The organism is Massilia sp. YIM B02443 (genome assembly GCF_030411955.1).
GTDB lineage: Bacteria > Pseudomonadota > Gammaproteobacteria > Burkholderiales > Burkholderiaceae_D > Telluria.
The window spans coordinates 1-20,584 of the sequence record NZ_JASNRA010000003.1; the positions used below are offsets into that span (position 1 = coordinate 1).

The following is a 20,584-nucleotide window of genomic DNA, read 5'->3' on the forward strand; positions in this document are numbered from 1 at the left end:
AATTTGCGATGTAGGGCTTGACGGCCGAGACGGTATCTACGGTGGAGCTGGACACCGGTTTTGTAGGGTTGGCGGCGCTGCCGCCGACGCGTCCACCCAATCGTTGCCACCCCGGCAACTGACATGCCCACGCGATACCGAACGTCCCATTCGCGCAATTTCCAGCCACAGAACACCGGACCCACCCCCTCCGGCGTGCGTGGAGACCTTGCGTGCTCCAGAGCATGATGTTATGTTGAGACTCCGGGATACCGTCTTTCCCTCGGCCAACTAACTTCTGCTGACTATGCATCCTTCTCAACGTCCTCCGCTCATGGCATTCGCGCTGAAATCGCTCACCGCCGCCGTGGCCAGTGCCGTGTTCCTGTCGTCCGCCGCCAGCGCGGCGGGGTTGGGCAGACTGACGGTGCTGTCGGCGCTCGGCCAGCCATTGCGCGCCGAGATCGAACTGACGAGCGGGAGCGGCGAAGACCCGGCCAGCATGGCGGTCAAGCTGGCCTCGCCCGAGGCCTTCCGCTCGGCCAACATCGACTTCAATCCGGCGCTGCTGTCGCTGCGCTTCGCGGTCGAGAACCGCGGCGGGCGCCAGATCATCCGCGTGTCCTCGACCCAGCCATTGAACGAGCCGTTCGTCGACATGCTGCTCGAACTGTCGTGGAATAACGGACGCCTGGTGCGCGAATACACCTTCCTGCTCGATCCGCCGGAATTGCGCATCACACAGCCGGCCCAGGTGGCGGCCGCGCCTGCAGCGGCTCCTGCCGCTCCGGCAACCCCGGCAGCGCAGCCGCGCGCGCAGGCCCCGGCGCCCGCACAGACCGCACCGGAACCGGCAACGCCGGCGCCCGCCACTACTCCGGCCCCCGCGCCTGCGCGCCAGGCCGCCGCGCCGCGTCCGCGCGCCGCCGATGCCGATGCCGAGACCCCGGCCAACTACCGCGTGCGCCGCGGCGACACCCTGAGCGGCATCGCCACCCGCGTCAAGCCGGCCGACATCTCGCTCGACATGATGCTGGTCGCGCTGTACCGCGCCAACCCGGACGCCTTCATCGGCAACAACATGAACCGCCTGAAGTCGGGCCAGATCCTCAGCGTGCCGGACGCCGACAGCGTGCGCGGCGGCGCCAGCCAGGGCGAGGCGCGCGGCGTGGTGGTCGCGCATGCGGCCGACTTCGATGCCTACCGCAACAAGCTGGCCGGCCAGGTCGCCGCCAGCACCCCGGCCGCAGCGGCGCCGAGCGGCCAGAGCGCCAGCGGACGCGTCACCGCGCGCGTCGAGGAGCGCCCGACCGCCGCCAACGAAGCCCAGGACAAGCTGCGCCTGTCGAAAGCGGAATCGGCTCCCGCCGGCACGCCGCAGGGCGGCACCGCCAGCGTCGAGGACACCGTGGCCAAGCAGCGCGAGCTGGCCCAGGCCGAGGCGCGCGTCAAGGAACTCGAAAAGAACGTCGGCGAGCTGGAAAACCTGATGACGGTCGAGAGCCGCAGCGGCGCCGAGGCCCAGCAGTCGGCCGGCGCCAAGGCGCCCGCCGCCGCGACCGCCGAGCCTGCGCCGGCAGCGCCGAAGCCGGCCCCGCGCATCCGTCCCGCCAAGCCCGAGCCGGCGCCGGAAGAGCCAGGCCTGGCCGACACCATCATCGACAACTTCCATTACATCGCCGCCGGCGCCGCCGTGCTGTTGCTCGGCGCGCTCGGCATCGCCCAGCGCCGCAAGCGCAAGACCGCGGCGACCGCCAAGCCGGCGCAGGCCGAACCGTCCGTGCTGGGCGCATCTGGTCCTAACGCGGGTGCAGGCGCCGGCGCCTCGCTGTTCGCCGAAAGCGGCGGCCAGAGCGTGGACACCAACAACAGCGTGTTCAATTCCAGCTTCGCGCCGTCCGCCAGCCAGCTCGACACCAACGAAGTCGACCCGGTGGCCGAAGCCGACGTCTACATTGCGTACGGGCGCGATGCCCAGGCCGAGGAAATCCTCAAGGAAGCGCTGCGCACCCATCCGGAACGCCATGCGGTGCGCCTCAAGCTGCTCGAGATCTACGCCGCACGCAAGGACCTGCGCGCCTTCGAAGGGCAGGCGCGCGAGCTGCATGGGCTGACGCGCGGCCAGGGCGACGAATGGGCGCAGGCCGCGGCGCTGGGCCTGGGCATCGACCCGACCAACCCGTTGTACGCCAACGCCGCCCCGGCTCCCGCACCAACCCCGTCGCCGCAGGAACGCAGCCAGCAGGCGATGCTGTCGCAGCAGTTCGAGGATGCCTTCCGTGGCGGCGCGCCGGTGGCCGCCGGCGCCGCTGCCGGCCTGGCTGCCGGCGCGGCAGCGGGCACGCTGGCGCATGCCGACGACGAGCGCACCGCCGCGCCGCAGGACGAGCCGGCGCCCGCGCCGCGCACCGACGACAATGGCCTCGACTTCGACCTGAATGGCCTGAACTTCGAGCCGGTGACCGCCGCCGACACCGCTCCCGCCACCGGCCGCGCCGATCCGGACGCGACCGCCGTGCCGGACCTGGAGTTCAGCCTCGACAAGTTCGACGCGCCGGCGCCGGCCGCGCAGGCCAAGCCGGTGGACGATCCGAACGACCTCGATTTCGACATGGACTTCGACGCCGCGCCGGCCGCTGCCGCGCAGCCGGCGGCACCGGCCGACGACGACGAGGACGACTTCACGCTCGACCTGTCGCCGCAGTCGCAGATCCAGGCCACGCCGGTCGACATGGCCGGCCTGGCCAAGGACTTCGAGGGCTTGCCGCCGCTGCCGGGCAGCATGCCGCAGCCGACCACGCCCGCGGCAAGCGAGCCGGTCGATCCGCTGTTCGACCTCGACACCATGGACTTCGGCGCTCCGGCCACGCAGGTAGCGCCGGCCGCGGCGCCGTTCGAGCAGCAGACCGCACGCCCGGCGCCTGCCGCCAACGCGTCGGAAGACCCGCTGTTCGATCTCGACAGCATGGACTTCGGCCTGCCGTCCGAGCCGAAGGCGCCGGCCAGCGCACCGGCTGCAGCGGCCACGCCGCAGGATGATCCGTTCGCGCTGTTCGACCTGCCGGAAACCCCGGCCCCGGTGCCGGCGCCGCAGGAAGTGTCGCCGTCGGCAATGCGCGACGCCGTCACCGGCGCGCCGGTCGAGCCGTCGTTCGACCTGTCCGACTTCGACCTCGACCTGCCGCCGGACGCCGCCGCCCAGCCGGCGCTGGCCGGTGGCGCGGAAGCCGCCGCGGCGCAGATGTCGCCCGAGCACATGGAGATGGAAACCAAGCTCGATCTGGCCATCGCCTACCAGGAGATCGGCGACCGCGAAGGCGCGCGCGAACTGCTCGATGAAGTCATCAAGGGCGGCAACAGCGAGCAGGTCAGCAAGGCCAACGCCATGCGCGAACTGCTGGCATAAGTCTCAAGGAAGCAAGGCAAGGAATGACGCGTATCGCATTGGGTGTGCAGTACATCGGCACCGGTTGGAACGGCTATCAAAAACAGCCGGCACGTAACACCGTTCAGGACAGGCTGGAGATGGCGCTGGAGAAGTTCGCCTGCGTCCCGCTGCACACCACCTGCGCCGGCCGCACCGATGCCGGCGTGCACGCCATCGAGCAGGTGGTCCACTTCGACACGGACCTGGACCGCCCCGCGCAATCGTGGGTGCGCGGCGTGAACGCTTTTTTACCCGATTCGATCGTGGTGCGCTGGGCCGCCGAGGTGGCGCCGGATGAGGACGGCCAGGACTTCCACGCGCGCTTCTCGGCGCGCTCGCGCACTTATCACTACGTGCTGTACAACCACCCGAATCCATCGGCGCTGCTGGCCAGCCGCGCCGGCTGGGTGTTCCGTCCGCTGGATGTGGAACGGATGCAGGCGGCAGCAGGCCACCTGCTCGGCACCCACGATTTCTCGGCCTTCCGCGCCTCCGGCTGCCAGGCCAACACGCCGGTCAAGGACATGCACGAGGTGAGCGTCCGGCGCCACGGCGACATCATCGTGTTCACGCTGCGCGCCAGCGCCTTCCTGCACCACATGGTGCGCAATATCGTCGGCTCGCTGATCTACGTCGGCACCGGCCGTAACGAGCCGGACTGGATGCGCCACGTGCTCGAGAGCCGTTCGCGCGACGTGGCCGCGCCGACCTTCATGCCGGACGGCCTGTATTTCGCCAGGATCGAGTACGATCCCAAATGGCAGCTGCCGCAGGAAGTATCGGCGCCGATGCCGTGGCTGTAAGCATCGTCCAGGAATTCACATGCAACGCACCCGTCTGAAAATTTGCGGCATCACCCGCGAGCAGGACCTGCGCGCGGCGGTCGACGCCGGCGCCGACGCCCTCGGCTTCGTGTTTTATGCCAGGAGCCCGCGCTATGTCACGCCGCAACGGGCGGGAGAGCTGTGCCGCGCGCTGTCGCCTTTTGTCGGCGCAGTGGCCTTGTTCGTGAACCCGACCCTGGACGAGGTACGGGAAGTGGCGGCGCACATGCCGCTCGGCCTGATCCAGTTCCATGGCGATGAAACGGTCGAGCAGTGCGCGCAGATTGCGGCAGCGGTGCAACGCCCGTTCGTGCGCGCCTACCGCGTCCGGCCGGACACGGCGCCATCGGCTTTGCTAGAATGTGAGCTTGCATACCGCGCCGCCAGTGCCTGGTTCTCGGGCCTTCTGCTCGACACCTGGGTGGACGCCTACGGCGGCGCAGGAAAGGTTTTCGATTGGTCTCTCATCCCAAAAGAGCTCGCGCCTCGGGTCGTTTTGAGTGGTGGCTTGAGCGTACAAAACGCGACTGACGCAGTCGCCCGCGTTCGGCCCTTCGCCGTCGACGTCAGCAGTGGCGTCGAGGAAGCGAAGGGCATCAAGGATGCCCGCAAGATCGCCGCGTTTGCCGCGGCAGTGCGGGCCGCCGATGCCATCATTCATAGCGAGACCCATCATGACCGTCACCCTGAAGGCGGCGCCTAGCGCCGCGCCCCTGTTCAAGACCCCGGACTACGCCTTGCCCGACACCCGCGGGCACTTCGGCCCCTACGGCGGCAGCTTTGTCGCCGAAACCCTGTCGCACGCGCTGGCCGAGCTGAACGACGCCTACGCCAGGTATTCGCAAGACCCCGAATTCCTCGAAGAATTCCGCTACGAGCTGGCGCACTTCGTCGGCCGTCCGTCGCCGGTGTACCACGCGCGGCGCTGGTCCGAGCTGGCCGGCGGCGCCCAACTGTACTTCAAGCGCGAAGACCTGAACCACACCGGCGCGCACAAGATCAACAACGTCATCGGCCAGGCGCTGCTGGCGCGGCGCATGGGCAAGAAGCGCATCATCGCCGAAACCGGCGCCGGCCAGCACGGCGTCGCCACCGCCACCATCTGCGCCCGCTTCGGCCTGGAGTGCGTGGTGTACATGGGCAGCGAAGACGTCAAGCGCCAGGCGCAGAACGTGTACCGCATGAAGCTCCTGGGCGCCACCGTGGTGCCGGTGGAGTCGGGCAGCAAGACCCTGAAGGACGCGCTCAACGAAGCGATGCGCGATTGGGTCACCAACATCGAAAACACCTTCTACATCATCGGCACCGTGGCCGGCCCGCACCCGTATCCGATGATGGTGCGCGACTTCCAGTCGGTGATCGGCGAGGAATGCCGGGTCCAGATGCCGGCCATGACCGGGCGCCAGCCCGACTACGTGGTGGCCTGCATCGGCGGCGGCTCGAACGCGATGGGCATCTTCTACCCCTATATCGGCGAACCGGGCGTGCAACTGGTCGGCGTCGAAGCGGCGGGCGAGGGGCTCGACTCCAGCAAGCACGCGGCATCGCTGACGGCCGGGATTCCGGGCGTGTTGCACGGTAACCGCACCTACCTGCTGCAGGACGAGAACGGGCAGATCATCGAAACCCACTCGGTGTCGGCCGGCCTGGATTATCCGGGCGTGGGTCCCGAGCACGCGTGGCTGAAGGATTCGGCGCGCGCGCAGTACGTGTCGATCACGGACGAGGAAGCGCTGCAGGCCTTCCACGACTGCTGCCGCATCGAGGGCATCATCCCGGCGCTGGAATCGTCGCACGCGATCGCCTACGGCGTGAAGCTGGCGGCGACGCTGCCGAAGGAGCAAATCATCCTGGTCAACCTGTCGGGCCGCGGCGACAAGGACATGCATACGGTGGCGCAGAGGATGGGGCTGGATTTCGGCTGACGACGTAGCAGCCGGCTTCACGGGAGCCGCCGCTTTTTTGCGCGGCTCCAGTCCCTGATCCATGATTCCAGCAGAAAGTATTCCATGTCCCGTATCGCACCAACCTTCAGTGCGCTGAAAGCGCAAAACAAGACCGGCTTGGTCACCTTCATCACCGCTGGCGACCCCGGTCCCGAACTGACCGTGCCGCTGATGCACGCCCTGGTCGAGGGCGGCGCCAACGTCCTCGAACTGGGCGTGCCGTTCTCCGACCCGATGGCCGAAGGCCCGGTGATCCAGCGCGCCTGCGAGCGCGCGTTGCAATTCAACATCGGCATGAAGGACGTGTTCGCCTTCGTGCGCGAATTCCGCCAGAAGGACCAGACCACCCCGGTGGTCCTGATGGGCTACGCCAACCCGATCGAGCGCATTGGCCAGCAGGAATTCATCCGCTGCGCGAAGGAAGCGGGCGCCGACGGCGCCATCGTGGTCGACTACCCGCCCGAAGAATGCGCCGAGTTCGCTGCAGCGATGCGCGAAGCCGACCTCGACCTGATCTTCCTGCTGGCACCGACCTCGACCGTTGAGCGCGTCAAGCAGGTCGCCCGGCATGGCGGCGGCTTCAGCTATTACGTCTCGCTGAAAGGCGTCACCGGCTCCGGCGCCATCGACACCGAAGACGTCGCCCGCCGCGTCAACGCCATCCGCGAACACGTCAAGCTCCCGATCGGCGTCGGTTTCGGCATCCGCGACGGCGCCACCGCGCGCGCAGTGGCCGAGGTCGCCGACGCCGTCGTGATCGGCAGCCGCATCATCCAGGAGCTGGAATCGGTCCCCAAAGACCGGGCCGTCGACGCCGTCCGCACCTTCACCGCATCCATCCGCACCGCCCTCGACGCCTGAGCACCCCAATAGCTAGGGCCGATAAATAGGGTCGATAAATAGGGTCAGAGTCAAATTGTTGAGCAATTGCTCACGTCGTAAATCGACTCTGACCCTCATTAACGCCTAGGTACATTGAGTAAATTGCAAAATAATTAGGGTCAGAGTCGAATTGTTTGACAACTTTTGAAGTTGCCCGGCAATTCGACGCTGAGCCTATTCTTTTTTTGCGGAGATATCTGTTTGCTGTAGCGCAGGCTGGGTTTTGCGCAATTGCTGTTCTGCACGAAATTTCTTACGATAAATTAATGCCTACATTCAACTATTAGAGGAGTGTGTGGTGAAAAAGCGGATAAAGCACGTTGGAGTTCTACAATGCGGGAAGACGCTGGGAGCAATCTATTTTCTGTTTTCGCTGCCATTCATCGTCTTCCTCTTGCCACTGGCAATCGCCCTGGAAGCGAAACTTGGCCTGCTGGCCGCCCTGGCCCTGCTGATCTTTATGCCGGTCTGCTACGGCGCGGCCGCATTCCTCGGCGGCGTCCTGACTGCCTGGCTCTACAACGTTGTCGCCGCCCGCTACGGCGGCTTCGAATTCACCACCAGCGAAGTCGCTCTCAAGTCAGCCTAGCATTAATCAATTTATCCATAATTAGGGTCAGAGTCGATTTATCGGCAAACTTTCGGATGTTGTCAAACAATTCGACTCTGACCCTCATTTTCCAGTAGTGCATCTGTTGCAGACAAATAATGAGCCAGTGTTGAATTGCCGGTCAATGTAAAAAGTTGTCAAATAATTCGACTCTGACCCTAATTTTTTTAAAATTGATTCTGGGTGGTTAAGCGAGGTGAATAGAATATTCTGCGACTGTTCTCGTGCGCTGCGGCATACGGTAGAGTAAGCGCGCCATGTGGCGAACTTACGGGAGCGGGAGCATGAAGAAACAAGTGGTGAATGTATCTGCGATGCAAGCTGCGAAGGTCTCGGCAGCGCTGTACTTTGTCTGTTCCTTTCCGCTGCTCTTGCTGGTGCTGGTGCCGGCGCTGACTGGAGAGCAGCAATTTCCACTGTTCTTATTGATCCTGATGCCGGTCCTGTACGCCGTGCTCGGCTTTGTCGCGACCCTCATCGGCGCCTGGATCTACAACCTGGTGGCGGCGCGCATCGGCGGCTTCGAATTCACCACGGTCGAGGTGGCCGAGCGCTCCTGAGCGCGGCCCGGTGGGCGGGGCGTGCGGTGTTGAATCGCAAACATTGGCAGCTTGCCATGATTCGACAAGCCGCGCCTGAGCGGCTACACTACGCCCCACCTGAAAGAACTGCCGCAAAGGAGAGAACATGAGTTGGTTGGAAAAACTGCTGCCCCCTCGGATCCAGCGCTCCGATGCCGCCAACCGCAAGACCATGCCCGAAGGGCTGTGGGTCAAGTGCCCGTCGTGCGAGTCGGTGCTGTACCGTGCGGACATCGAGTCCAATCTGCACGTGTGCCCGAAGTGCGACCACCATATGCGCATCCGCGCCCGCGAGCGCCTCGACGCGCTGCTCGACGAAGGCGGCCGCTATGACATCGGCCAGGAAACCCTGCCGGTCGATACCCTGAAGTTCAAGGACAGCAAGAAGTATCCGGACCGCCTCAAGTCGGCCATGGACGCCACCGGCGAAACCGATGCCCTGATCGTCCAGGGCGGCTCGATCATGAGCCTGCCGGTCGTGGTCGCTGCCTTCGAATTCGAATTCATGGGCGGCTCGATGGGCTCGGTCGTCGGCGAACGCTTCGTGCGCGGCGCCCAGGTGGCCCTGGAGCAGAAGGTGCCGTTCATCTGCATCACCGCCACCGGCGGTGCACGCATGCAGGAAGGCCTGCTGTCGCTGATGCAGATGGCGAAGACCACCGCCATGCTGACCAAGCTGTCGGAGAAGAAGCTGCCGTTCATCAGCGTCCTGACCGACCCGACCATGGGCGGCGTCTCGGCCTCGTTCGCCTTCATGGGCGACGTCGTCATCGCCGAACCGAAAGCGCTGATCGGCTTCGCCGGCCCGCGCGTGATCGAGAACACCGTGCGCGAGAAACTGCCGGAAGGCTTCCAGCGCGCCGAGTTCCTGGTCCAGAAGGGCGCCGTCGACATGATCGTCGACCGCCGCAAGATGCGCGAAGAAATCGCGCGCCTGCTGGCCCTGCTGCAAAACCAGGCCGCCGAAGTCCTGGCTTGACCGCAGCCATCGCGGGAGCAGTGCGGATGACGCATTGCCCCGCTTCCTTCGCGTAACGACGCACGCCCCATCTCGTCCCACCCCAGCATCGACCCCATGTCTTCACACCCGACTACCTTGCCCGACTGGCTGGCCCTGCTCGAGTCGCGCCATGCCGAAACCCATATCGACATGGGCCTCGACCGCGTGCGCGCCGTCAAGGAGCGCCTGCAACTCGCCTTCACCTGCCCGGTGATCATGGTGGCCGGCACCAACGGCAAGGGCTCGACCTGCGCCATGCTGGAGTCGGTGCTGCTGCAATCCGGCTACCGCGTCGGCCTGTACATCAAGCCGCACTTCCTCGACTTTAACGAGCGCGCCCGCATCAACGGCGAGATGGCCTCGAACGAGGTGCTGGTCGAGGCATTCAATGCGGTGGAAGCCGCGCGTGGCGACGTCTCGCTGACGTACTTCGAATTCACCACGCTGGCGATCGCCCACCTGCTGTCGAAAAGCGAGATCGACGTCGCCATCCTCGAAGTCGGCCTGGGCGGACGCCTGGACGCCGTCAACGTGATCGACGCCGACGTCTCCATCGTCACCAGCATCGACATCGACCACACCGCCTACCTGGGCGACACGCGCGAGGAAATCGGCTTCGAGAAAGCCGGCATTTTCCGCGCGGGAAAGACCGCGATCTGCAGCGACCCGGTGCCGCCACAATCGCTGATCAAGCACGCCGAGGATATTGGCGCCGACCTGTGGCTGATCGGCCGCGACTTCAATTACCAGGGCGACCAGCAGCAGTGGAGCTACGGCGGGCGCGGCATGCGCCGCAATTCGCTGGCCTATCCGGCCCTGCGCGGCGCCAACCAGCTGCTGAACGCCTCGGCCGCGCTGGCGGCGCTGGAAGCGCTGCGCATGCAATTGCCGTGCGGCGCACAGGAAACCCGCGCCGGACTGGCCATGGTCGAGCTGCCGGGCCGCTTCCAGGTGCTGGCCGGCCGTCCGACCCAGGTGCTGGACGTGGCGCACAACCCGCACGCCGCCGCCACCCTGGCGCAGAACCTCGGCAACATGGGCTTCCACCGCTTTACCTACGCCGTGTTCGGCATCATGGACGACAAGGACATCGACGGCGTGATCGCGCCGATGGCCGGCCTGGTCGACCACTGGTGTGTGACCAAACTGGATTCGCCGCGCTCGGCCGAGCCCGCCGCGCTGGCGGACAAGCTGGCTGCACTGCAGCCGGCCGGCGCCAAGGAAGGCGACTTTTCGGTCACCGCCTTCGCCACTCCCGCCGATGCCTACGCGAATGCGCTGAGCCGGGCAGGGGAGAATGATAGAATTGTGGTCTTTGGCTCGTTCTACACGGTCGCCGGCGTCATGGCGGCGCGCAAATCTTCCTTACATTGATACCTGAATCGCATGGGCTTGTTCTCGTTCGGCAATAAAAACAAGCAAGAAACTGTCCGGGACAGCGGCCACTTCGTCAAGGACGACGACTCCGCCTATACCGAGCGCGCCCGTTCCAAGCGCGCGACCCACGCCGGCGACGGCGGGCAGCGCTCCAGCCGCGGCGACCCGATGCTGCCGGAAAAGAAACGCGCCCGGCGGCGCCTGGTCGGCGCCATTGCGCTGACCCTGGCCGCCATCGTGGCGCTGCCGATGCTGCTCGATTCCGAGCCGCGGCCGCTGGCCACCGATATCGCGATCAACATCCCGGACAAGGAAAAAGCGGCCCCGCTGCCGGTGCCGTCCGAGCAGGTCGCACCGTCGGCCAGCGTCGACAGCGACGAAGAGATCATCGACCCGTCGGCCGCCGCAGGCGACGAGCCGGCGCCGGCCGCACCGCCACCGCCGTCCGCGCCTGCCGCACGCTCGTCCACTACTCCAGCACCGTCGACCGCGCCGGCCGCCGGCGATCCGCCGCCGCTGCGCACGCTCGACCTCGACAAGCCTGCCGCGGCGCCAAAGCCGGAACCGAAACCGGAAGCCGTGAAGCCCGAACCGGTGCGCAAGCCCGAGCCGGAAAAACGCGAAGAGAAAAAGCCGGTCAAGGTGGCTGAATCGAAGCCGGCCGAGGCCCACCCAAAGGCCGAGAAAGTGGTCGAAAAAGCCGCCGAAAAGCCAGCCCGCCAGGACGACGCCGCACGCGCCATCGCGATCCTCGAAGGCAAGCCGTCGGCCCCGCCGCCGGCGGCTTCGACTGGCCCGTCGCCACGCTACGTGGTACAGGTGGCGGCCCTTGCCAGCCAGGAAAAAGTGCAGGAACTGCAGGAGCGCCTGCGCGCCGCCGGCGTGTCGTCGTTCACCCAGAAGTCCGGCGAATTGATCCGCGTGCGCGTGGGCCCGTTCAGCAAGGACGAAGCGGAGAAGGTGCGCGCCAAGCTGGGCGGCATGGGCCTGTCCGGCTCGATGGTGCCGTTGTAAGACCCGATTCGCGGCGTGACGATTTTCGATTACCTGGTGCTGTTCGTGCTGATCGCTTCGGTCGTGATCAGCACGCTGCGCGGCCTGGTCAAGGAGATCCTGTCGCTGCTGGGCTGGATCGTGGCCTTCGTGGTGGCCAATGCCTACGGCGCCGCGCTGGCGCCGCTGCTGCCGGAAGTGATTCCCGGCGCCACCGCACGCCTGATCGTGGCCTTCATCGCCCTGTTCCTGGGCGTACGGATCTTGATGGGCCTGTTGTCGCTGGCGATCGGCGCGGTGGTCGAGGCCACCGGACTGAGCCTGGCGGACCGCGGCCTGGGAGGATTGTTCGGATTGGCGCGCGGCATTGTAATCGTGCTGGCCGGCGTCATATTGTGCGGGATGACGGCGATCCCGCAACAGGCGTTCTGGCGCGATGCGCTGCTGTCGCCGATCGCGGAAAGCGGCGCCTGCACCGTCAAGCCGTTCCTGCCCGCTGCCTTGGCGCAGCACGTGAATTATTGAATGTCCCCCAATTGAACGTCTGGAACATTCAGGTTTGAACTTTTTTGTAATCAAGTAGTCCAGCTTTTAGGAGCACACCATGTGTGGCATCGTCGGCGTCGTCTCGCATTCTCCCGTCAATCAGCTGTTGTATGACGCATTGCTGCTGTTGCAGCACCGCGGCCAGGACGCAGCGGGCATTGCGACCAATCACAGCAGCATGTTCTCGATGTTCAAGGCCAACGGCCTGGTGCGCGACGTGTTCCGCACCCGGAACATGCGTTCGCTGAATGGCAATACCGGTATCGGCCACTGCCGCTACCCGACCGCCGGCTCGTCGAGCGAGGAAGAAGCGCAGCCGTTCTACGTCAACGCGCCGTTCGGCATCACCCTGGCCCACAACGGCAATCTGACCAACCAGGCCCAGCTGAAGGACGAGCTGTTCCACAACGACCGCCGCCACATCAACACCAGTTCGGACTCCGAGGTGCTGCTCAACGTGCTGGCGCACGAGATCCAGGAAGCGGCCGACGGCTATTCGCTCAATGCCGACGCCGTGTTCAAGGCGGTGGCCAAGGTGCACAAGCGCGTGCGCGGCGCCTACGCGGTGGTGGCGCAGATCGCCGGCCACGGCATGCTGGCGTTCCGCGATCCGTTCGGCATCCGTCCGCTGTGCTTGGGCGTCAATGAAACCGAGCAGGGTACCGAATACCTGGTGGCGAGCGAGTCGGTGGCGCTGGAAGGCCTGGGCTTCCGCTTCGTGCGCGACATCGCGCCGGGCGAGGCGATCTTCATCGACAACGACAAGAAACTGCATGAGCGCCAGTGCGCCGAGAACCCGTCGCTCAATCCCTGCGCCTTCGAATTCGTGTACCTGGCGCGTCCCGATTCCGTGATCGACGGCGCTTCGGTGTACGCGACCCGCCTGCGCATGGGCGAATACCTGGCCGACAAGGTGCGCTCGGAAATTCCGGTCGACGAGATCGACGTCGTGATGCCGATCCCGGATTCGTCGCGCCCGGCCGCGATCCAGCTGGCGCTGAAGCTCGGCGTGGAATATCGCGAAGGCTTCATCAAGAACCGCTACATCGGCCGTACCTTCATCATGCCGGGTCAGGGCATGCGCAAGAAGTCGGTGCGCCAGAAGCTGAACGCGATCAGCTCGGAGTTCAAGGACAAGAACGTGCTGCTGGTCGACGACTCGATCGTGCGCGGCACCACCAGCCGCGAGATCGTGCAGATGGCGCGCGAAGCCGGCGCCCGCAAGGTGTTCTTCGCCTCGGCCGCGCCGCCGGTGCTGTACCCGAACGTGTACGGCATCGACATGCCGACGCGCGACGAGCTGATCGCCCACGGCCGCACCACGGAAGAGGTGTGCCGCGAGATCACCGCCGACCGCGTGGTGTACCAGGACGTCGACGCCCTCAAGCGCGCGATCTCGGACGTCAATCCGGAACTCAAGAACTTCGAGGCATCGTGCTTCGACGGCATCTATGTGACCGGCGACGTGACCCCGGAATACCTGGATCGCCAGGAATCGGCGCGCCACGGCAGCGGCAAGTCGGACGAGGACAAGGTGCGTACCCAACTGAACCTGAACCCGCCGGTGGCCGCGGAGTAAAGAGGGAGTAAAACGCATGGCTGAGTCGAAAAGCTACGGCTTCACCACCACCATCCTGCACAACGACCGGCGCAAGGCGATCGAGCAGGGCTCGCTGCACAAGCCGATCCATACTTCGGTCGCGTTCGGCTATGGCGATGCGCGCCAGCTGGCGTCGGTGTTCCAGGGCAAGGAGCCGGGCTTCCGCTACGGCCGCCAGGGCAACCCGACCGTCGCCGCGCTGGAAGACAAGATCAGCAAGATGGAAGGCGGCGTGGCCAGCCTGTGCTTCGGCACCGGCATGGCCGCGATCGGCGCGCTGTTCCAGGCGCTGCTCAAGGCCGGCGACCACATCGTCTCGTCGAGCTTCCTGTTCGGGAACACCAACAGCCTGTGGCAGACGGTGGCGGGCCAGGGCGTGGCGGTCGACTTTGTCGACGCTACCGACGTGCGTCATGTCGAAGCGGCATTGACGCCGGAAACGCGCATGGTGTTCGTCGAAACCATCGCCAACCCGCGCACCCAGGTCGCCGACCTGGCGCGCATCGGCCAGCTGTGCCGCGAGCGCGGCATCCTGTACGTGGTCGACAACACCATGACCACGCCCTGGCTGTTCCGTCCGAAACATGTCGGCGCCGGCCTGGTGGTCAATTCGCTGACCAAGTCGATCGGCGGCCACGGCATCGCGCTGGGCGGCGCGCTGACCGACACCGGCCTGTTCGACTGGGCCGCGTATCCGAACATCGCCGCCAACTTCCGCAAGCAACCGGGCGCCAACCAGGGCATGGCCCAGCTGCGCGCGAAGGCGCTGCGCGACTTCGGCGCCGCGCTCGGGCCGGAAGCGGCGCACCACATCGCGGTCGGCGCCGAGACGCTGGCGCTGCGCATGGAGCGCACCTGCGCCAATGCGCTGGCGCTGGCCACCATGCTCGAAGCCGACGAGCGCGTGGCGGCGGTGCACTATCCGGGCCTGGCCTCGCATCCGCAGCACGGCATCGTCAAGGAGCTGTTCCGTTCCGGCGGCTCGCTGCTGAGCTTTGAGCTGAAGGAGGGGATCGACTGCTTCGATTACCTGAACCGCCTGCAGCTGGGCATCCCGGCCAGCAACCTGGGCGACACCCGCACGCTGGTGATCCCGGTGGCGCATACCATCTTCTTCGAGATGGGCGCCGAGCGCCGCGCCAGCATGGGCATTGCCGAGTCGCTGATCCGGGTCTCGGTGGGGATCGAAGACACCGATGACCTGGTAGCAGACTTCCGCCAGGCGATGGATGCGTAAAGTGGCGTAAAGCTGCGTAAAACATCGCTTATCAAGGCCGGCTGCATGCCGGCCTTGTCATTTTTGCGGTTGAGCCCAGCCGTAAAAGGGGGCTATCATGGGGCGGTCATCTGTTCACCAAATGCTCCTCCATGAAACGATTCCTGTTCTGTCTGTCCCTCCTCGTCAGCGGCGCTGTCTGTGCCGGCGAGCTCGAGGACGCCACCGCCCTGTTCGACAAGAAGGACTACGCCGGCGCGCTGAAAATCTATACCAAGCTGGCCGACGCCGGCAATCCGCAGGCCCAGCAGCTGCTGGCGCAGATGTACTGGTATGGCGAGGCGGGCCAGGTCGACGAGGCGAAGGCCAAGGCATTGTTCGAGAAGTCGGCGGCCAAAGGCAACAAGATCGCCAAGGCCTCATTGGGCGTGATGCAGCAGCGTGTCGAGCGGCGCGCCGACATCGATTACTGGATCAAGGGCTATGACGGTTCGGAACTGAAGTCAGGCGAGTACCACTGCCCGGCGCCGCGCATTCCGTCGGTATCGAAGATCAACGAAGAGATCGAGCGCGTGGGTGCGGCGGTGACGAACTGGCAGAACTGCTACAACAAGATGGTGACCCACCTGAACGAAGTGTCGCCGTTGTCCAGGCAGATTCCGGAGGATATCGCGCGCCTGATGAGCAAGCAGGAAACCGAAGCCTCGCATGCGCACCTGGAGCGGGTGCGCCTGAACATCGCGGAGGAGGCGAAAGTGAATTCGAAGCTGATCATGGCCGATTTCGCTGCATGGCGCAGCGCGACCGAGACGTATATCGATCAGCACAATGCAACGGTCAAGAAGGCCAAGAGCGAGCGCAGTTTCGACGACCGGCGCTGATGCCGGTGGTGATGCCGATGTGAGCGGCACAAAGAACAGCGGCGGCCATCGGGCCGCCGCAAAAAATTCAGTTCCAGCTGCGCATCAGCCCCACCGCCAGGCCTTCGAGCGCGAACTCTTCATCCGGCGTCACCTGGATCACCTTGAAGTCGGGATTTTCCGGCAGCAGCTCGACCAGCTCGCCGGTCTTGCGATAGCGCTTGACGGTGACTTCCTCGCCCAGGCGCGCCACCACGATCTGGCCATTCTTGGCACTGTCGATCTTCTTCACGGCCAAAAAGTCGCCATCCATGATGCCGGCGTCACGCATCGACCAGCCTTTTACCTTGAGCAAAAAGTCGGGGCGCGCCGCGAACATGGCGGTATCGACGTTGTAGGTGGCTTCGACGTGTTCCTGCGCCAGGATCGGATTACCGGCGGCGACGCGGCCGACCAGCGGCAGCATCATCATCGACGGTGGCGGCATCGGGATCTGTTCGACGCTGGCGCCGACCAGGCGGATGCCGCGCGAGGTACCCGGTGCGATTTCGATGGCGCCCTTGCGCGCCAGCGCTTGCAGGTGTTCTTCGGCGGCATTCGCCGAGCGGAAGCCCAGTTCGGCCGCGATTTCGGCCCGGGTTGGAGGAAACCCGGTGTTCTCGATCGCTTCCTTGATCAGGTTAAGGATCTGTTCTTGCCTTGCAGTGAGCTTGAGCATAAATGTAATACAGCAACCGGTTATGAGAGGTAGACTGTATTTTTGTACAGTATTCTGCTACGCGCAAGGGATATTCGAAAAAAAAGCCTTAAAAATACCCAGACAGTGCTTTTCTTCGCAAAAGATCGAAGAATGCCCCGTCCGGGTGCTACGGCAGTCAGCCGATGGCTGGCAGCCCCGGGCTCAATAGCAGTCGTAGACGTCGACCGTGTCGCTGAACGAAGTCTCGGTGCCGTATTTGAACCAGAGACCCTTGCAGGTATAGAAAGCGTGGCCAACCACCGTGGTGAAGGTGGCGTCAGAATAGTAGAGGATAGTGAATCCTTGTGGTGGTCCTGCAGTGACGCTGACGGGGGCGCCGAACAGGGTGGCGACGACGGCAAGGGCTGCGAGTTGGCGTTTCATGGCGTTGTCCTCGATGTGGTGAGCGAAGTGGAAGTCAGCGGCTGTTAATCCCCGACAGGGCATTCATACTCGTACTTGGTCTCGGGATACTGGGTTTTTTCACCCCAGAATATGGTCCAGTTGTTGCGGCAGTCGCGGTGGCCTTCGCCGACCACGGCAGTGTGGGCCAGGTCGGAGTAGAAGATGAACGTGATGGCGTATTTCGGAAGCGCATTGGCCACGGTGGCGGCAGTGGCAAGGACGGCAGCGACGGCGACGAGAGCGAACTTGAGTTTCATTGATGGGTCCTCGGGAAGAGTCGTTAACGAAACAAAGAAACATCGAAAGCCTGCGTTGTTCTAAAGTAACGAAGTAGCTAGCGGACAAATCATATGCCGGTTCGCCCGGCAGGAAAGCTGCAGGACTGCCAGTTGCATAACGAGTGAGCAGCGGTTATACTCGAGGGCTTTCCCTTCCCACACTCGTCTTGACGCCGAGGTGGGCATTTGTTTAAACGTCCTCAAGGAGTAATGCATGCGTCATTATGAAATCGTTTTTATCGTCCACCCGGACCAGAGCGAGCAAGTTCCGGCGATGATCGAGCGTTACAAGACCACGGTCACCACCCGCGGCGGTAACATCCATCGCGTGGAAGACTGGGGCCGTCGCCAGATGGCTTACCAGATCCAGAAGCTGCCGAAGGCACACTACATCTGCATGAACATCGAGTGCGACAACGAGACCTTGGTCGAGCTGGAAACCGCATTCAAGTTCAATGACGCCGTCCTGCGTCATCTGACCGTCAAGATGAAGAAAGCTGAAACCGCACCGTCGCCGATGATGAAGTCGGTCCAGCGCGAAGACGCAGCCAAGAGCCACCGCGCAGAAGCAGCCGCTCCTGCAGCTGCCCCGGCCGCCGCTGCCTGAGTTTTTCCCAGGAATTCGTAGTAAGCCGTAAGCAGTAGAACCGGGTAACAGTTGGAACAGAATCATCTCCAGCTCGTGGCGACCATCGCCGAGCGCGACGTGTTGCGCTACACCCCGGCCGGCGTGCCGATCGTTTCCGCTGTCCTGATGCACAGTTCGCACCAGGAAGAAGCCGGGATCGACAGGCTGGTCGAGTTCGAAGTCCCCGCGTTTGCCGCGGGCGAAATTTCGGGCAGGTTCGGGAGCGCCGAACTCGGCGCCAGCTACCGCTTCACCGGATTCCTCGCACGGAAGAACCGCAACAGCAAAGCCCTGGTGTTTCACATCATTGATTTCAGTGCCGCGTAATCGGCAATTTTAGATATACAGGAGCCTCGAAATGGCATTCGGTAAAAAGTTCGACAAAAACAAAGCTAAAGAAAAACTCAAGCGCAAGCAGCAGAACCCGCTGTTCAAGCGCAAGAAGTTCTGCCGCTTCACCGCCGCCGGCGTTGAGCAGGTGGACTACAAGGACGTCGACACCCTGAAGGACTTCGTCCAGGAAAACGGCAAGATCATGCCAGCACGTCTGACCGGCACCAAGGCGCACTACCAGCGTCAGGTCGACACCGCCATCAAGCGCGCCCGTTACCTGGCGCTGCTGCCGTACACCGACCTGCACAACGCTTAATCGTCGGTCGCGACAGTCAGATATCCTGGAGATAAGAACATGCAAGTTATTCTGTTGGAAAAAGTCATCAACGTCGGCAACCTGGGCGACGTCGTCAAAGTCAAGGACGGTTACGCACGTAACTTCCTGATCCCGCAAAAGATGGCCCGTCGCGCCACCGCGTCGGCCGTCGCCGAGTTCGAAGCCAAGCGCGCCGAACTGGAAAAGGCAGCCGCCGAGAAGCTGGCAGCTGCACAAGCCCAGGGCGACAAGCTGAGCGGCATGACCGTCACCATCGCGCAGAAAGCCGGCGTTGACGGCCGTCTGTTCGGTTCGGTCACCAACTTCGACATCGCCGAAGCGCTGAGCAAGCAAGGCTTCCCGGTCGAGAAGTCGGCCGTGCGCCTGCCGACCGGTCCGCTGAAGACCACCGGCGAATTCCCGATCTCGGTGGCGCTGCACACCGACGTCGTGAGCGAGATCACCATCGCTGTCGTGGGCGAAGCTGCCTAAGCGAATGTTGTTCCAGTAGTTCAGAAAAGCCGGGTTCGCCCGGCTTTTTTGCTTTTGAAACTCTCCAATTATGACAGCCGTGTGACAGGAGAAGGTATAATGCCGCCCATGAACGCAGCACCCGCCGATCCGCAGCTCGAATCGCTCCGCATCCCCCCGCACTCCATCGAAGCAGAACAGTCCGTCATCGGCGGCCTGCTGCGCGATAACGCGGCATGGGACCGGATCGCCGATTTCATGCACGCGGACGACTTCTACCGTTACGATCACCGCATCATCTTCGAACAGATGATCCGCCTGATCAACGCCGGCAAACCGGCCGACGTCATTACGGTCTACGAGGCCTGCAACCAGCTCGGCAAGGCCGAGGAGGTCGGCGGCCTGCAGTACCTGAACGCGATGGCGCAGAACACGCCGTCCGCCGCCAACATCCGGCGCTACGCCGAGATCGTGCGCGACCGCGGCATCCTGCGCAAACTCATTACCGTCGCCGACGAGATTTCCGGCAATGCCTTCAATCCGCAGGGCAAGGAAGTCAAGCAGATGCTGGACGAGGCGGAGTCGAAGATCTTCGCCATCGCCGAGCAGGGCGCGCGCGGCGCCCAGGGCTGGAACCCGATCCAGCCGCTGCTGACGCAAGTGGTCGAGCGCATCGACGAACTCTATAGCCGCGAAAACCAGGGCGAGATCACGGGCGTGCCGACCGGCTTCCTGGACCTGGACCGCATGACCTCCGGCCTGCAGCCGGGCGACCTGGTGATCGTGGCCGGTCGTCCGTCGATGGGCAAGACCGCATTCTCGGTGAACATCGGCGAAAACGTCGCGATCGAGGCCGGCCTGCCGGTCGCCGTGTTCTCGATGGAGATGGGCGGCACCCAGCTGGCCATGCGTATGCTCGGCTCGGTCGGCCAGCTCGACCAGCACCGCCTGCGTACCGGCCGCCTGCTCGACGAAGACTGGCCGCGCCTGACGCACGCGATCCAGAAAATGAACGACGCCCAGCTGTATATCGATGAAACCCCGGCATTGAACCCGATCGAGATGCGCGCCCGTGCGCGCCGCCTGGCGCGCCAGTGCGGCAAGCTGGGCCTGATCATCGTCGACTACCTGCAGCTGATGCAGGGCAGCCAGCCGGGCGACAACCGCGCCTCCGAGATCTCGGAGATCTCGCGTTCGCTCAAGGGCCTGGCCAAGGAATTGCATTGCCCGGTGATCGCGCTGTCGCAGCTGAACCGCTCGCTGGAACAACGCCCCAACAAACGTCCCGTGATGTCCGACCTGCGCGAATCCGGCGCTATCGAGCAGGATGCGGACGTGATCATCTTCCTGTATCGCGACGAAGTCTACAACCCGGATTCGCCCGACAAGGGCACCGCCGAGATCATCATCGGCAAACAGCGTAACGGTCCGATCGGCGCGGTGCGCCTGACCTGGATCGGGCAGTACACCAAGTTCGGCAACTACAGCGGCAACCTCGCCATCTACCAGGGCGATTAAGCCGGTCAGCGGCCGTCACCAATTGCCGCCGCTTTTTCCCGGGCGGCGGCAAGTC

General features: G+C 64.4%; 22 protein-coding genes. 19 read left to right on the plus strand and 3 right to left on the minus strand.

Annotated features, from left to right (window positions below):
- The first annotated feature begins 313 nt into the window (after nt 1-313).
- The 14 genes from QPK27_RS04265 (at nt 314) to QPK27_RS04330 (ending at nt 15,862) form a co-directional block, all read left to right on the plus strand.
- The gene (locus QPK27_RS04265; protein ID WP_290416970.1) at nt 314-3,385 is read left to right on the plus strand and encodes a FimV/HubP family polar landmark protein; all 3,072 of its coding nucleotides are present in this window, start codon (nt 314-316) and stop codon (nt 3,383-3,385) included.
- Nucleotides 3,386-3,408: 23 nt separating this feature from the next.
- Nucleotides 3,409-4,209 carry a tRNA pseudouridine(38-40) synthase TruA gene (truA, locus tag QPK27_RS04270; protein ID WP_290416971.1) on the plus strand — a complete coding sequence of 267 codons (801 nt, stop codon included), beginning with the start codon at nt 3,409-3,411 and terminating at the stop codon, nt 4,207-4,209.
- 19 nt (nt 4,210-4,228) lie between these two features.
- The gene (locus tag QPK27_RS04275) at nt 4,229-4,933 is read left to right on the plus strand and encodes a phosphoribosylanthranilate isomerase (protein WP_290416972.1); all 705 of its coding nucleotides are present in this window, start codon (nt 4,229-4,231) and stop codon (nt 4,931-4,933) included.
- Nucleotides 4,905-6,155: a tryptophan synthase subunit beta gene (gene trpB / locus QPK27_RS04280; RefSeq protein ID WP_290416973.1), complete on the plus strand. Its 1,251-nt coding sequence runs from the start codon at nt 4,905-4,907 to the stop codon at nt 6,153-6,155. Before QPK27_RS04275 ends, trpB begins: the two co-directional genes overlap by 29 nt.
- An 84-nt stretch (nt 6,156-6,239) precedes the next feature.
- Nucleotides 6,240-7,037 (plus strand): tryptophan synthase subunit alpha, encoded by a 798-nt coding sequence (gene trpA, locus QPK27_RS04285; protein WP_290416974.1) that lies wholly within the window; start codon nt 6,240-6,242, stop codon nt 7,035-7,037.
- Between the two features lie 319 nt (nt 7,038-7,356).
- Complete coding sequence (locus QPK27_RS04290) at nt 7,357-7,647, plus strand: hypothetical protein (RefSeq protein ID WP_290416975.1); 291 nt, start codon at nt 7,357-7,359, stop codon at nt 7,645-7,647.
- 305 nt (nt 7,648-7,952) lie between these two features.
- Nucleotides 7,953-8,228: a hypothetical protein gene (locus tag QPK27_RS04295; protein ID WP_290416976.1), complete on the plus strand. Its 276-nt coding sequence runs from the start codon at nt 7,953-7,955 to the stop codon at nt 8,226-8,228.
- A 127-nt stretch (nt 8,229-8,355) separates the two neighbouring features.
- Nucleotides 8,356-9,228, plus strand: a complete 873-nt coding sequence (accD, locus tag QPK27_RS04300) for an acetyl-CoA carboxylase, carboxyltransferase subunit beta (RefSeq protein ID WP_290416977.1) — start codon at nt 8,356-8,358, stop codon at nt 9,226-9,228.
- 96 nt (nt 9,229-9,324) lie between these two features.
- Nucleotides 9,325-10,623 (plus strand): bifunctional tetrahydrofolate synthase/dihydrofolate synthase, encoded by a 1,299-nt coding sequence (gene folC, locus QPK27_RS04305; protein WP_290416978.1) that lies wholly within the window; start codon nt 9,325-9,327, stop codon nt 10,621-10,623.
- 12 nt (nt 10,624-10,635) lie between these two features.
- Nucleotides 10,636-11,640, plus strand: coding sequence for an SPOR domain-containing protein (locus tag QPK27_RS04310; protein WP_290416979.1), 1,005 nt, complete (start codon nt 10,636-10,638; stop codon nt 11,638-11,640).
- A gap of 15 nt (nt 11,641-11,655) precedes the next feature.
- Nucleotides 11,656-12,144, plus strand: a complete 489-nt coding sequence (locus QPK27_RS04315; RefSeq protein ID WP_290416980.1) for a CvpA family protein — start codon at nt 11,656-11,658, stop codon at nt 12,142-12,144.
- A gap of 79 nt (nt 12,145-12,223) precedes the next feature.
- Nucleotides 12,224-13,744, plus strand: a complete 1,521-nt coding sequence (gene purF / locus QPK27_RS04320; RefSeq protein WP_290416981.1) for an amidophosphoribosyltransferase — start codon at nt 12,224-12,226, stop codon at nt 13,742-13,744.
- A 16-nt stretch (nt 13,745-13,760) separates the two neighbouring features.
- Entirely contained in the window at nt 13,761-15,002 is a 1,242-nt protein-coding gene (locus tag QPK27_RS04325) for a cystathionine gamma-synthase family protein (RefSeq protein ID WP_290416982.1), read from the plus strand.
- Between the two features lie 131 nt (nt 15,003-15,133).
- Entirely contained in the window at nt 15,134-15,862 is a 729-nt protein-coding gene (locus QPK27_RS04330) for a tetratricopeptide repeat protein (RefSeq protein ID WP_290416983.1), read from the plus strand.
- A gap of 67 nt (nt 15,863-15,929) precedes the next feature.
- On the opposite strand, the gene lexA is transcribed toward QPK27_RS04330, so the two are convergent.
- From lexA to QPK27_RS04345, 3 genes are all read right to left on the minus strand, one after another.
- A complete protein-coding gene (gene lexA / locus QPK27_RS04335; protein WP_290416984.1) occupies nt 15,930-16,559 on the minus strand; it encodes a transcriptional repressor LexA in 630 nt (209 codons plus the stop codon).
- Between the two features lie 183 nt (nt 16,560-16,742).
- The gene (locus QPK27_RS04340; RefSeq protein ID WP_290416985.1) at nt 16,743-16,964 is read right to left on the minus strand and encodes a hypothetical protein; all 222 of its coding nucleotides are present in this window, start codon (nt 16,962-16,964) and stop codon (nt 16,743-16,745) included.
- 44 nt (nt 16,965-17,008) lie between these two features.
- Nucleotides 17,009-17,242 (minus strand): hypothetical protein, encoded by a 234-nt coding sequence (locus tag QPK27_RS04345; RefSeq protein ID WP_290416986.1) that lies wholly within the window; start codon nt 17,240-17,242, stop codon nt 17,009-17,011.
- 235 nt (nt 17,243-17,477) lie between these two features.
- On the opposite strand from QPK27_RS04345, the gene rpsF reads away from it, so the two are divergent.
- The 5 genes from rpsF to QPK27_RS04370 all read left to right on the plus strand — a co-directional run bounded on the left by rpsF (nt 17,478) and on the right by QPK27_RS04370 (nt 20,529).
- On the plus strand, nt 17,478-17,870 hold the full coding sequence (gene rpsF / locus QPK27_RS04350) for a 30S ribosomal protein S6 (protein ID WP_290416987.1): 393 nt from the start codon (nt 17,478-17,480) through the stop codon (nt 17,868-17,870).
- Nucleotides 17,871-17,921: 51 nt separating this feature from the next.
- Entirely contained in the window at nt 17,922-18,218 is a 297-nt protein-coding gene (gene priB / locus QPK27_RS04355) for a primosomal replication protein N (RefSeq protein WP_290416988.1), read from the plus strand.
- 31 nt (nt 18,219-18,249) lie between these two features.
- Entirely contained in the window at nt 18,250-18,540 is a 291-nt protein-coding gene (gene rpsR, locus QPK27_RS04360; protein WP_036249492.1) for a 30S ribosomal protein S18, read from the plus strand.
- Between the two features lie 39 nt (nt 18,541-18,579).
- Nucleotides 18,580-19,032, plus strand: a complete 453-nt coding sequence (rplI, locus tag QPK27_RS04365; protein WP_290416989.1) for a 50S ribosomal protein L9 — start codon at nt 18,580-18,582, stop codon at nt 19,030-19,032.
- Nucleotides 19,033-19,131: 99 nt separating this feature from the next.
- Complete coding sequence (locus QPK27_RS04370) at nt 19,132-20,529, plus strand: replicative DNA helicase (protein WP_374047010.1); 1,398 nt, start codon at nt 19,132-19,134, stop codon at nt 20,527-20,529.
- Nucleotides 20,530-20,584 lie beyond the last annotated feature (55 nt).